Here is a 13,476-nt window from a genome sequence, read left to right on the forward strand (position 1 = left end):
AATTATATATTGCTGTAAAAATCAATTACTTCTCCGTCCTTTAACGTAATGATCGCTTTTTTGTAAGTAGCTGAACGGCCCTGAACGGCGCCTGCCTTAGTATTGCGAGTTTTAAGTTTGCCGACGTATTTCATGGTGTTTACCGCCGTAACGTTTACACCGTACATTGCCTCAATGGCACTCTTGATCTGAATTTTGTTAGCCCTGTGATCAACTTTGAAAGCATAACGGTTAAGCTTGTCAGTTAACTGAGTAACTTTTTCAGTAAGTAGGGGTTGTTTTAAAATTTCCATAATTACTTAGCTAATGCTTCCTCCAAAGTTTTAACAGCACCTGTAGTTAACAACAGCTTGCCTGCGTTTAACACATCATAAGTGTTAAGCTGCTCAACTGAAATTACTTTGCTTTTCTTCAGGTTCCTGCTTGATAAATACACATTGTTATTTTCGGCAGATGCTACTACTAATAATGTTTTTTCATTAGTAACATTCAGATCGGCCTCCAATTTAATGTAGTTTTTAGTTTTGATACTATCAAAGCTAAAATCCTCTAACACTAAAATATTGTTATCTTTTGCTTTGTATGATAAAGCTGATTTACGGGCCAGTGATTTAAGCTTTTTGTTTAATTTGAAGCTATAATCGCGTGGCTGCGGACCGAATACACGGCCACCACCGTTAAATAATGGTGATTTAATACCACCGGCACGGGCACCGCCTGTACCTTTTTGTTTGTATAATTTGCGGGTTGAACCTGCAATTTCATTACGCTGTTTTGATTTGTGTGTACCCTGACGCTGGTTAGCAAGAAATTGCTTAACATCAAGATAGATAGCGTGATCATTTGGCTCAATACCGAAAACCGACTCAGGAAGCTGCACCTTGGCACCTGTTTCTTTACCTGATACGTTTAATACGTTAACTTCCATCTTATTTATCCACTATTACGAATGAACCCTTAGCTCCGGGGATGGAACCTTTAACTACTAACAGATTCTGCTCCGCGAAAACCTTAACTACTTCAAGGTTTTGTATTTTAACACGGGCGTTTCCGGTTTGACCTGCCATGCGCATACCTTTAAATACACGTGATGGCCATGATGACGCACCCAAAGAACCTGGCGCACGTAAACGGTTGTGCTGACCGTGAGTTTGCATACCCACGCCGCCAAAACCATGACGTTTTACCACACCCTGAAAACCCTTACCTTTTGAGGTACCTACCACATCAACAAAATCTCCCGCAGCAAAAATGTCGACAGTAACGGTGTCGCCTAATGCTTTTTGATCTTCGAAAGTTTTGAATTCAACCAGTTTACGCTTTGGAGCGCTACCGGCTTTCTGGAAGTGTCCTTTTAGAGGGGCAGAAGTGTTTTTTTCCTTTTTGTCGCCATACGCTAACTGAACAGCAGCGTATCCGTCTGTATCCACAGACTTAACTTGTGTTACCACGCAAGGGCCAGCTTCGATTACTGTGCAGGGAATGTTTTTCCCTGTTTCGTCGAAAATGCTGGTCATTCCTACTTTTTTACCAATAATTCCTGACATTTTTTTAATTGTTTTTGTGCCCATCGAAGCAGTAGGGCTTCGTTCAAGGCATATTTCTCCCCCGAAAGGGACGGCAAAGATAGAAACTTTGTATTAATTATCAAATAGTTAGTAAGTTATTTTTTTATAATTTTTGCATCCGCGTTTTAACATATGTTTGAAAGGTATTTGGCTAAGCATTAGCCGGTTTGATTTTTTGACTTTTCGCAGCCATTTTGGATGGTATGTTACCGCATCACCCGGTTGACGGCGTAAAACTGAAGATGGGCCGGGGAAATTTTTAAAGATTGGGGGGATTAAGGGGAAGGTTACTATAGCCCATATCCGCTATGCCAACTACAATAATTGCCATCCCAATGATCAGGGCTTAAATTTAATGATTGGAATTTCATAAATTTGAATTTAAACTTCAAATAATGGATACTTTACTTATAGAAGTAACTAATCAAAACGCATATAACCTGCTCAGGGAGCTTGAAAAGTTGCATTTGATCAAAGTTCTCAAAAACACTTCCTCTCCTAAAATAAAGTTATCAGATAAATTTGCTGGCAAATTACCAATCGCTGATGCTGAGAAACTCCAGGAACACATTAAACAAAGCCGTAAAGAATGGGATATTTGATTGATAGCAACGCTATAATTGATTATCTGAGCGGCAATCTGCCTGAAAAAGGTATGCTTTGGATGAATGATGTAATCAATGAAACTCCTGTTGTTTCTGTAATTGTAAAAATTGAAGTATTAGGCTATAAAAATTCTCCTGAAACTGACCAATTATTAAATGAATTTATTGGTGCTTGTATAATGATTCCATTATCGGATGAAATTATAGATCAGACTATTCAACTTAAAAAGGCACACAAGATAAAAACTCCCGACGCCATCATAGCAGCTACCGCCAAATCGCTTGGATTTACGCTGATTTCACGCAATACCGGTGACTTTAAAAAAATAAAAGGGTTAATAGTATCTAATCCATGGACGGTTTAACTCCTATTTCAGAAAATCAGTTTTTTTGTCACTTTTAGTTCCTCCAACATTAACTAAACAATGTTTTTTGTACCCTAATGCAAACAATTAACAGTCGGACACCATAAGCCAGCATTCCGAAAAATGAAATCCTCCTGCTGTTTCTATTAAGGCCTTTCTAAATATTCAGTTCTTTACTATGGCAACTATTTTTTTTGAACAAGTGCATTGTCTTGCGCAAACAAGCTAAAGCGTACACCGCCGCGGGTTTCAAAACTGTCTTTTTTTATTAATTGCCTGCTTTTCAATAGTTCAGAAAGTTTCCGGGGTTGATCTTCAACGGAATATGTAAGTACCCACAAACGCTTAACGGCATAAGGAGGATGCGTATTTAAAAGGCCATCCCTATAGATTACATCGAGCCCCTCATTTATAATACCTAAATCTTTATAGTATTTTACCGGTAAGCCTGTTAAGTTGCCGGTATAAAGGGCATCGCCTTTTTCAAATTTTTTATTGATGGTTTCAATCCCCCTTTTAATATCATCATGCTGCGTGTACGGTGGCTGATGTATAAATACAACCCTGGCCATTAATGCCGGAAGCAGTAAAAAGATAAAACCGATAACTTTTCCAAATCTCAGATGAGATAGCCCGGTGACTAAAAACTCACAGCTAAATACACACGTAATGACCAGGCCAGGGGTTAAGTACAAATATAAGCGGGTTTCAAATGGATATAATTTAAGCCCGGATAAAACAAGATGGACGCAAACCGGCAGTAATGTTAATATCATGAGATCGTATCTTCTGTACCTAACCAACAGTATGACCCCCAAGCCGAATAATGCCATAATACAGCTCCCGATAAGTTGCCCGAAGTAAAAAAGAAAATAAAAAATGCCGTGAAAACGACCTGCTATCCACCCCCAAAACGACGAATCAAGGGGCATAAAAGCACCCGCGTTTGACCAGTAACCAACCATTTTATGTTGTGTTGGGTGGCTGTAGATAAACACAAAATAATATAAAGCAAAGAAAACACCCCAACACAAATTGGTGATTATAAAATGCCTGCCCAGGGGCCTATTTTCCGATCTCGATTTATAAAACAGGTATACATCAACCGTAAGCAGGATAATCGGTGTGATGTTGGAGAGATATATGCAGATTAAGCCCAGTACCAAAAGCTTATAGTAAAACCCCTTTAATGCTTTCTCTTCAATCAACAGATAATAGAATATGGTAATTACCAGAAGATCGACAATATACTGCTTGGCCTCGCTCGAGTAATAAATTATGGTTTGATTAAAAACAACCAGGCTCAATCCTAAAATAATGCTGTAAATGCTTTTGAAAAGCCTGCTTAGTATCCGGGCAAACAGAGGCAGGAACGCCAAATAGCAGATAAGTGGAAATACCTTAAGCGCATAATCAGATCTGGGCACCAGCGATATAAATGCTTTTTGAATAAGCAGGAACAACACAGGCGCAACCCCATTATAATCAAGAGGCCGGAACAGACCAACAGCATTACGGTGTATTAAATTAAGGGTTAATACAGCTTCATCAAGCCATACGCCCCGGTCGCTTAAAAATTGAATCCCCGCTAATATTATTGCGATTATAAAAAGGGCACTTAAAACAAATCTTTGGGTTAGGTATCTGTTCACTTAAATTTCGTTTAAGGCTTTTTAGATTTGAGTCTAAACTACAAAAGTATTTAGATTTTTCCCCGAAAGCTAACCAACAAAAACCGGCACCGCACCTGTCGCCCGGAACATTACCTTAATTCATAACCACCGAACTTACGGGCACCTCATCGGCATGCGAAAACGAGCGCGTGAAGCCCGCCTTGTAATAAGGCAACTTTTCAGTACGGTTTTGCGCCTTTAAACTTTGGTACATTCCCAGCATCGACCAGCCGTTACCCGGGTTACGTTCCAGGTCTTCGCGGAAAACTTTTTCGGCCTGCGGGTTATAATCGGTTTTGAGCAGGTAGGCCCCGAGAAACTGCCTTGCCGGGATAGGCCACTCGGCAGGCTCCGAGTAAATCATGTTATCTTCTGTTTGCACTGCTTTTTTTAAAGCTGCCATGCCATCATCAAACTTATTGCGGCCAAGTAAAATAGCACCATCCAATATATTTTCGGCAACAGTGGCGCCATCCAGCGCGATATTAAAAGGAATATGCCGCTGTTTTAAAGAGGCATCATCAAGCCTGCCACGCAATAAAGCAAGCTGGGCCACGGCCGAATCCTGCCCGCCCGTATACAGAAATGCCATTCCGCGGGCAAAATGGTATAACACCTGCGCATAAGCCCAGTCGCCATTGGGGCCAACGCTGTCTTTCAGCAGTTCGTGCCATTTGCCAAGGCGCATCATCGTAAATACGGGCATCATGTACAGATATTGCGAATAAGTATCGCCTGCCGAAGGTTTTACCGCATTGCGGCAGCGTTGGGCCGCTTCCATCCCTCGCTCGTACATAGCCCCGTTAAAGGCACAAAGTGTTTCGACAGCGTAAAAATGAGAGTTTATTTTTGTGAGCTTTAAATTGGGCGCCAGGGCGGCATAAGTAACAATACATTTTGCTGCTTTTTCATTAACGTCAACACCCTGAAAATACAAACCATTGCGCTGATAAACATGACTGGCCATATGCACCATATGCCCGATACCGGGGAACAACCTTTTTAAAGCCCCTGCATTGGCCAGCGCGGCGCCGGGGTTACGCGAAGCCTCGGTTAAATGGATATAATAATGCAGCGCCGCCGGGTGCTCCGGATTGGTATTTAAAACGCCTTTACACAAGGTAACCAGTTCGGCTGTCCAGGGTTTATCGGTACCGTCGGGCGCCCAAAAATCCCAGGGGTGAATGAGCATTACCGCGTCGATATACAGCATCTTAAGGTCGGCATCGGTTGGGTAAGCCTGCATCAGTTTCTTCAGATCCTGTGCATAAGCTTCATTGTCGCTTGCGTTGGTGCCCCCCTGCGGGTAACGAAGGTTCATCGCCGCTATCAAGGCTTTTTCCTTTTCGGGGGCACTGCCGGCAACAGCGTTCATTTGTTTCAAAACAGCAGGCAAACCGGCGGGCGCAACATACGGCCCGCCTGCGTTATAGTAAGGGCCCTGGCTTAAAGCCTGCCCCCAGTAAGCCATGGCAGCCGAGGGGTCAAAGCGCGACGCTTCTTTGAACGACGCGAATGCCTCCTTCATGTGATAGCTGTAATACATAGTTAAGCCCTGGTTAAAATAAAACCGGGCGCTGTCATTATGGGCAGTTATGGCATAATTATGATGCCCCCAGCCGGGCAAGCGCTGTATAAATTTGCCGTTCCCCGCCGTATCTGCATCCTGCACTATACCCGATCCGCACATTACCGGGATTGCCGGTTTTGTTTTGCCCGATACTTTTAATTTTTTTCCCTGGAACGCAAACAAATAGGTAGCGAACAACACCACAGGGAACACAAATAACAGCGATACCTTTTTCATGTTCGACTTTTTAAAATGAGAAACCGGAATACAATTGGCTGGTTACGAAAACCTATACTAATATAAGGTATTATAGGCAGGAATGGATGAGGGAATTGATTTGGGCTGGATAGTATATTTTGTTGAGCTGAAGACAGATAAATGTAAATAAGAAGAAAGGGTGGAATCGTTTATTTAGGAACTCAGGGTTTTAATGAGATATTCAACCCCCTCCTGAAGCAGCTAATGGCGTTGCCTGCGGCCCGGGCTTTCCGCTGCAAATCCTCGCTTTGCCCCGATCACTAATGCCTGCCCAAGCTGTGGGTTTTCCGCTGCAATCCCTAACGTGGTAGGAAGTTTGGTCCCATCGCTGCTGCAAGCGTCCTCGTTTGTAGCCCGCGTTTAGGTTCAATGTAAAGACAGGGATTGACAGGTTGCACCAGAGGTGCAAAAGGTTTGTAGAAATCAAATAAACAGTGTTTTTAGTGTGCCAGAGGTACACAACTCCGGTGTTCCGTACCTCTGGCACGGTTGTGTTCGGTATAATATATTGCTACAACCGGTTCCCCCTCTGGGAATGTTCCATAACTTAATGACATTGCCTTGCGGTAGCGGTGAAATTTATATTATTCTTAAATCGTAACCCGTGGCGGTTATTAAAAATGACAGCATTCAACATAAAAACAAAGGACCGGCTTCACCGGTCCTCTGAATAGCATACCAAAGCAAAATTTACTTAAGCGTAAATTACATCCAGTGAAATAGGCACATTCAAGGCTTTGGAGATGATACAATTTGCTTTTGCACCTTCAGCAATTTCTTTAAACTGTTGCTCACTAAGGCCGTCAATAGCAGTGGCTTTCAAGTTTAAAATCATCGCTCCCGCAAGCGTCCTCGCTTGTGGCCCGCGTTCAGGTATACAATGTGAAAAGCCCTCTTACAACTTAGCATGGTGCCCACAAGCGAGGACGCTTGCGGGAGCGGGGGACGCATCACACGCGTCTCTACAAAAAACATTTATTTATTCGTTTTACAACACGCGAAACATTCATTACCGTTGGCTTTAATGTTGTGCAACAGCCACTAAAACCAACGGCAATGATTTTATTAGGATACATAAATAATTCGATTCAATTTTAACAGCTTCATAGCTTACCAGGCTGCTGATCACGGACTCACTCACCTTCCCGTTGATACATGAGTGTCGCGTATATCAATACCATGTATAGATAACTAAGTTGATTGCAATAGATTGGCGAGACTCAATAAGAACACACACACGCGTGCGTCAGCAAATGGATATTATTACACGGGTTCTCAATCCTATTTAAAACCCGAAACGGAATAGTTGCAGGTATTTAAACTACCTTTAGCAGATCTGTTGAAACCACCAAAGCCCTTCAATCAATTAATTGCGTGCATGATAGCTTATTTAAGCAGGCTTTGTTATATTTGACGACTTAATTAACTTAAACATATCATGAACCAAATCTTAAGTTTCGGAGCTGGCCGAAATCCGTCCCTTCTGCTCTCATTTAAAACATTAGCTTTAATAATTTTCTTCAGTACTTTTTCACTGGTAAGCAAAGCTCAAGTTGACACAATTATTTCCAATAACGCCAAAATAGCCTGCAACGTAAAAGAGATCACACCAGATGCAGTTAAGTATTCCTATCCCGGCGAAGACTTACTAAATTCCGTTTATAAAAACACCATACAAAAGATAGTTTTCAAAAGCGGCCGTGTCCAGACTTTTGCAGAAGCTACGTCGTATAAAACCATTAACGGCGTTATGGATTATGATAAAGTTGCTATTACTGCTGTTGAAAGCGAAGTTCGGGGCCTTTATAAACTAACCGATGTAAGTTCAAAAGCTAAAGGAACAACCGTATTCTCCAGCCAGGAAAGAGTAAAAGACAGAGCATATCATAAAATGAAGATTCAAGCGGCCATGTTTGGAGCGAACATCGTTTATCTTACAAATCAACGTACGGAAGGCAATAAATACGGAGGTTATTTTCAAAGCGGTTCTACAGCCGAAACAAATCTAACCGGCGTAGGCTACTCTAATGTTTTACCGGATTATGAAAAGTTTAAACAGCTGATCGGATCTAAAACAGATTTCATTGCTGTAAAAAAATATGAATTAGGCGCCAGTGATACAGATGTATCATTAGATGATATCGAAAAGCCTTTCACACTATCTAATGTTACATTCGATAGCGGAATTGTATTAGTAACTGCTCAATTGAAGGGTGAAAGTAATAACAATGTATTTCAATTAGCAAGCTTTACAGATAGCACGTTTAGCGTTGCTTACAAACACAAAGGAACCGCATATAACATCGAAATAAAAGTTAAGTAGTAATACAGTTTTCAAACGCCAGGCTTACCTCCGCCTGGCGTTTTCTGCATTTAATCAAAAAATTCCTTTTTCCTTACATAATAAAGGCACGTCATGTATGCCGCAACATACGAGTGCCTTATTGATTGATAAGAAATTATTATCATAAGCCAAACCCTCGCCGGCGCACACGTGTCGCTTGCGCCTCGCACGTTAAATTTACGTCATCACCAACTCACAATCTTTCATTTCCGATAATAGTTCAGCTATAAAAAAGACAATACGTCGGATAAGGACACGCTTCCGCCAGCCTAAGGATCGACTACTTTGCTTCTGCGAAGCTGGACGATGTGGTACAGTGCCTAAGCAGGATCATTATTTAGGCCGACAGGTCATCCCCGTTGAGTTCGGGCTTTGGCCTCCCCTTAAAAATAGCTTGCCTGCACCTGGTTCATCTAATTTAATGAAAACTAAACTGCCAATGTCAGAGCAAGGAAAATTTGAAATTTCAGCACAGGATGTTTGATCATTAGGCGCTGGGAAGGTCCGGTTCTATCCTTGATTCCTTCCTTTGCCCGTATATCTCCAAATGTTTAGTCGCCAATGCCGATATAACACCTGCCTTGTCGTTTTTGAGTGCCGCCGTCAATTCCTTTTTGATCTCGGTGTTATTTTCTGAGACTCCCCAAAGGGCCATTTCCATAATGATCGGGATAAGCCCGACACCCCTCTCCGTAAGACAATAGGCCACCCTCGGTTTACCGGGAACCGGGTATTTCATAATGAACCCTTCGTTTTCCAGCATTTTTAACCGATCTGTTAACACATTGGTCGCGATACCCTCAGCCGACTGAATGAACTCGCCAAAGGTATTTTTATTGTTAAGCAGAATGTCACGGATGATGAGCAGCGTCCATTTATCACCGAGAAAGTCAAGGCTGAAGCTGATCGGACAAGCCGAACGTTTCTTTATTTTTTTTATCATATCGTCGTAATCGTCAACAACCATTGCGCTTGCTGATCACAAGCGCAAATTTAAATATAAAACGGGCGATAAAAAAATCAACGAAGAAATTTGCACTTGCAAATAACAAGTAAATATATCTATATTTGCACTTGCAAAAAGCAACTACAAATGCACGTTTAGTTTCTTTAGACAAACAAAGCAAATAACTCTTATATGAACGACCTCTTGAAATTTACGATCGACGCCCATGGCGGCTTAGATAACTGGAAAAAATTTAAAAACATATCCGCGCACCTTAAGATTGGCGGTGTCACCTGGGCATTTAAGCAGGTACCGGGTATAATGGATGATATCAATGTCTTGTCAAGCACAACAAAGCAACATGTTTCTTTTTATCCTTTCTTAAAAGAAGATTGGCACAATACGTTTGAAGCACATAAAGTTGCCATCATCGACGACAATGACCTATTGGTTGATCAGCTTTATTTTCCGCGAAACAGTTTTAAGGGATATGTAACAGAAACCCCCTGGTCAAAACTCCAGGTAACTTATTTTAGCGGTTACGCAATGTGGACCTATTTAAATGCGCCATTTTGCCTTGCAGAGCCTGGGTATGAGGTAAAGGAACTGGAACCATGGACTGAAAATGGTGAGGTTTTAAGACGATTGCATGTTACCTTCCCCGAAGACATTGCTACTCATGGCAGGGAACAGGTATTCTATATTGATGAAACAGGCCTTCTCAAGAGACATGATTACAATGTCGAGATCCTTAACAATGCGGCTTCCGTGCATTATGTGGCCGATTATACAGAAGTTCAAGGTATAAAGTTTCCAACAAGCAGGCATGTTTACAAGCGGAATGAAGATAATACCGCTTTGGTTCCTGCCCCGCTATTCATTTCCATTGAATTAAGTGATATAAAATTGAGTTAAGCATTGACCATGCTTTATAACATAAAGCCGGCATTTGCTGGCTTTACCTTTTTAAAACGATTTTTTTCTGATCGCGCTATGTTTACCATATACGAGGCGCAATTAAGATGGCCAGCTCCCGATCCCCCTCGCTGGCGCGTGTGGCCCGCATGCTATTCTACATCATCACAAAACTCACGATCTTTTATTCCGGCAAATGGTTTGAGCTTTCAGCTTAACCTTGTGCTTATTACGCCCCATTCACGCCTGTCGCTGCCCCGCAAGGGTGTCTGTGCCAATACCCTCAATAAAAACACGCGACACACATCGCCCTCAAAATGAAGCAATAAAAAATTTCCAGAAAAAATTGCGTAACTCAAAAGTTACCTATACATTTACGTAACTTTGAAGTTACCCATTTTAACAAGGCCTGTTAAATAACGAATTATTCAACTTAAAGATCAAAAAAATGACAACTACAGATTTCACAACAACCTTATTGGTAAACCACAGCCCTGAAGAAGTTTTTGATGCGTTAAAAAATGTCCGGGGATGGTGGTCAGGCCTGCATTCGGAAATATTTGAAGGCGAGTCGGAAAAACTTGGCGACGAGTTTTCATTCTTTGCCGGCGACGGGGCGCACTACACCAAACAAAAACTTGTTGAATTGGTCCCCAACAAGAAAATAGCCTGGCTGATTACCGATAGCAAGCTAACTTTTACACAAAACCAAACCGAGTGGACCGGCACCAAACTTTGCTTTGAAATTTTTGCAGAGGGCGATGCGACAAAAATTGTATTTACCCACGTTGGACTGGTACCAGAATTTGAATGTTATCACGCCTGCGCACCGGCATGGACACAATACATCCAGGAGCGGTTGCTGAACTGGATAAATACAGCTACGGCAAGCAAAACAATGTCAGCGGCGCAGTAATGCGTGATTTGGTATATCTGTTTTCATATCATTGGCTCGCACATGTGGCAAGCCAATGATATATTTTTTTATACAGTGAGTAAATTTCTACTTCTGTATTATGAAACCATCCACTCACCAGCATACTCAATAAACGCTTTATTTACAAAAGGAAAAACTGTAACGTTTGGAATATGGTTAACTTCCAGCAGGTACCTTTCGCCGTTTTTACCAATAATGTAATCAACGCCCACGGTTTGGAGATTAAAGTGTTTGGCTATAGCCGTGCTATCAAGCAATAGTTCCTGATCTATCTCCATTTCCCATGAACCTTCGTTATGGATTGATTTTAGCCAGGTGTCGCCTGTAAGCCTGATCTGCCAGTTTTTATCACCCACTATCATGATGCGTACAGCTTCGCCATCAATAAATTCTTCAATAACGGATGTTTCTGTACTTGTCCAGTCGCCGTTAAATTTATTTTTATCTTCACCACAATGCCATATGCCCCATTTGGCAACAACTTCTGTTTCTGAATTGTATTCCTGCTCGCCGATAACCATTCCGCGTTTGATGCCCGAAAATTTCGATACCGACAAGGCCCTTACCAAGCCGGGGATGCGTTGGCGCAGATCCATCATGCCAAGCGCATTAGGCAGACATGGCCCGTTCCACATGGCCAATAGCGTAATGAAATCGAGATCATCCTTGTAAATACCATGAAATATCACTTTGTTAACGAGCAAATACTTTCCTGGTATAGATGAACTTTCAACATATAGCTGCCCCTCAATAAGTTTCACCTGGGGTACCAGGTCATAATGCACCATCAGGTAGTTAAAATTTAAACTTTGTTTAAGTGCATTTACTTCGGCTTCTTCCAGGCCAATTACCAGGATGCGTATCTTGTCCATAGCATTACTTTTGTTTATTGAATATTTACTGATCGGCCATCATTCTGGCAGAGTCAATTACGGCTATATAAAACCAATCGTTTCACCCCACCCTAATTAAAGGTGACCTTGCTTATTTTGTGTACCCCGGAGTTCACTATATAAAGATTTCCGGTAGAATCAAAGGCAAGCCCCAAAGGACGATTGGTAGTGGCTGTTCCAAGAGCGCCGTTAACAATGCCATTTGTTGTGTTACCAGAAATAAGGGTTATCACCTGGCCTAATTTATTGAGCATCCTTATCCTGTAGAGATGGTTTTCAAAATCAGCATCGCTAAAAAATATATTACCTTCTGCGTCTGATACCAATGATTGAGGACCGAATATTTGTGCATTTGTTCCCTCGCCATCGGTAAGGCCAAATGCTCCATTACCTATAACAGTACTAACTTCGCCCTCGGGAGTAATTTTACGAATTCGGAAATGATCGGCATCAACTATATAAACATTACCTGTTGGATCGGCAGTTCCTCTGGTCATAACACCAAACCTCGCAGCACTTCCTTTCCCGTCAACATATCCCTGCTCTCCGGTTTTACCACCTGCAATAATTGTAGCAACTCCTGCGGGAGTGACCTTAAACACACAACCGCCACTGCTTAGATAATACAAATTCCCTGCCGCATTAATAGGTAAATCAATTGACTGAGAACCTAATTTTGCAACGGCTCCAGCACCATCTGCTAATCCGGTACTGGTAGCACTACCAGCTAAAACAGATACATTTTTTCCGGGCGATACTTTCAATATCGTGCCTGCAACTGGTATGTATAAATTGCCCTGTTCGTCGGCAGCGAAACCCGTGAAATTACTCACAGAAGTATTAGTGTAATATACCTCTTGCGCATCCGGTTTTATTTCATACACATTAGTACCGTCGGCACCAAACATACGTCCTGTGCCATCAAACTTAATTTGATCAATATTTATAGCTCCAAGAGATGTAAAATCAGTCATTGCTCCTGTTGTAACGGTAAAACCTGTAGCCGACGCCGCCTTTTTTCCGTTACTAAGTAATTCTATTTTACCGGTGGCTGCCGTTGCGGGTACCGTTGCCACAATTTGAGTTGCTGTTACCGAATTAATTTTGGCAGTAACACCGTTAAACGTAACCGTGTTGTTAGCTATAGTAGTGTTAAAGTTTGTTCCTGTTATAGTTACCACGGTATTGGGTAAGCCCTTGGCAGGAGCAAATGCTGTTATGGTAATCGGCAATTCGGGATTAATGGGTGGCTTGGGTTGCGATTTTGAACAGGAGATGAGCAAAATTGAAAAAGCGGATATAACAACGAGGTTTGAAATTGCCTTTACAGGATAAAAATTGCGCATATATAGTTTAGATTGGTTTAGGAAACAAATGTAGCTATTTATCGCCGGAAATAAGG

14 protein-coding genes are annotated in these 13,476 nt (G+C 41.8%); 5 read left to right on the forward strand and 9 right to left on the reverse strand.

What is annotated here, in order from left to right; translation table 11 throughout:
• Positions 1 to 2: 2 nt before the first annotated feature.
• From rplW to rplC, 3 genes are read right to left on the reverse strand one after another with little or no spacing between them, the layout of a single operon-like run.
• Entirely contained in the window at positions 3 to 293 is a 291-nt protein-coding gene (rplW, locus tag BLP33_RS13780; protein ID WP_090529282.1) for a 50S ribosomal protein L23, read from the reverse strand.
• 2 nt (positions 294 to 295) lie between these two features.
• Positions 296 to 928, reverse strand: a complete 633-nt coding sequence (rplD, locus tag BLP33_RS13785; protein WP_090529285.1) for a 50S ribosomal protein L4 — start codon at positions 926 to 928, stop codon at positions 296 to 298.
• A gap of 1 nt (position 929) precedes the next feature.
• The gene (gene rplC, locus BLP33_RS13790) at positions 930 to 1,547 is read right to left on the reverse strand and encodes a 50S ribosomal protein L3 (RefSeq protein WP_090529696.1); all 618 of its coding nucleotides are present in this window, start codon (positions 1,545 to 1,547) and stop codon (positions 930 to 932) included.
• A gap of 416 nt (positions 1,548 to 1,963) precedes the next feature.
• On the opposite strand from rplC, the gene BLP33_RS13795 reads away from it, so the two are divergent.
• Positions 1,964 to 2,170, forward strand: a complete 207-nt coding sequence (locus BLP33_RS13795) for a hypothetical protein (RefSeq protein WP_090529288.1) — start codon at positions 1,964 to 1,966, stop codon at positions 2,168 to 2,170.
• Positions 2,158 to 2,538 (forward strand): type II toxin-antitoxin system VapC family toxin, encoded by a 381-nt coding sequence (locus BLP33_RS13800; protein WP_090529291.1) that lies wholly within the window; start codon positions 2,158 to 2,160, stop codon positions 2,536 to 2,538. The genes BLP33_RS13795 and BLP33_RS13800 overlap by 13 nt, the downstream gene beginning before the upstream one ends.
• A gap of 185 nt (positions 2,539 to 2,723) precedes the next feature.
• Here the strand turns inward: BLP33_RS13800 and BLP33_RS13805 are convergent, their stop codons facing one another.
• From BLP33_RS13805 to BLP33_RS13815, 3 genes are all read right to left on the reverse strand, one after another.
• Positions 2,724 to 4,190, reverse strand: coding sequence for a hypothetical protein (locus BLP33_RS13805; protein ID WP_090529294.1), 1,467 nt, complete (start codon positions 4,188 to 4,190; stop codon positions 2,724 to 2,726).
• A gap of 115 nt (positions 4,191 to 4,305) precedes the next feature.
• Entirely contained in the window at positions 4,306 to 6,018 is a 1,713-nt protein-coding gene (locus BLP33_RS13810; protein ID WP_217633160.1) for a hypothetical protein, read from the reverse strand.
• Positions 6,019 to 6,733: 715 nt separating this feature from the next.
• Positions 6,734 to 6,874 (reverse strand): hypothetical protein, encoded by a 141-nt coding sequence (locus BLP33_RS13815; RefSeq protein ID WP_175490012.1) that lies wholly within the window; start codon positions 6,872 to 6,874, stop codon positions 6,734 to 6,736.
• A gap of 603 nt (positions 6,875 to 7,477) precedes the next feature.
• Between BLP33_RS13815 and BLP33_RS13820 the strand changes: the two genes are divergently transcribed.
• Positions 7,478 to 8,362: a hypothetical protein gene (locus BLP33_RS13820; protein WP_229701648.1), complete on the forward strand. Its 885-nt coding sequence runs from the start codon at positions 7,478 to 7,480 to the stop codon at positions 8,360 to 8,362.
• Between the two features lie 508 nt (positions 8,363 to 8,870).
• Here the strand turns inward: BLP33_RS13820 and BLP33_RS13825 are convergent.
• Positions 8,871 to 9,326, reverse strand: a complete 456-nt coding sequence (locus tag BLP33_RS13825; protein ID WP_217633161.1) for a winged helix-turn-helix transcriptional regulator — start codon at positions 9,324 to 9,326, stop codon at positions 8,871 to 8,873.
• 195 nt (positions 9,327 to 9,521) lie between these two features.
• On the opposite strand from BLP33_RS13825, the gene BLP33_RS13830 reads away from it, so the two are divergent.
• Together BLP33_RS13830 and BLP33_RS13840 are read left to right on the forward strand one after the other, a co-directional pair.
• Positions 9,522 to 10,244, forward strand: coding sequence for a hypothetical protein (locus BLP33_RS13830; protein ID WP_090529297.1), 723 nt, complete (start codon positions 9,522 to 9,524; stop codon positions 10,242 to 10,244).
• A 448-nt stretch (positions 10,245 to 10,692) separates the two neighbouring features.
• Positions 10,693 to 11,160: an SRPBCC family protein gene (locus BLP33_RS13840; protein ID WP_090529304.1), complete on the forward strand. Its 468-nt coding sequence runs from the start codon at positions 10,693 to 10,695 to the stop codon at positions 11,158 to 11,160.
• 98 nt (positions 11,161 to 11,258) lie between these two features.
• Here the strand turns inward: BLP33_RS13840 and BLP33_RS13845 are convergent, their stop codons facing one another.
• A complete protein-coding gene (locus tag BLP33_RS13845) occupies positions 11,259 to 12,053 on the reverse strand; it encodes an ATP-grasp domain-containing protein (RefSeq protein ID WP_090529307.1) in 795 nt (264 codons plus the stop codon).
• A gap of 92 nt (positions 12,054 to 12,145) precedes the next feature.
• Positions 12,146 to 13,420, reverse strand: a complete 1,275-nt coding sequence (locus BLP33_RS13850; RefSeq protein ID WP_090529310.1) for an IPT/TIG domain-containing protein — start codon at positions 13,418 to 13,420, stop codon at positions 12,146 to 12,148.
• Positions 13,421 to 13,476 lie beyond the last annotated feature (56 nt).

Origin of the sequence: Mucilaginibacter sp. NFR10 (genome assembly GCF_900100445.1) — a bacterium.
Lineage (GTDB): Bacteria > Bacteroidota > Bacteroidia > Sphingobacteriales > Sphingobacteriaceae > Mucilaginibacter > Mucilaginibacter rubeus.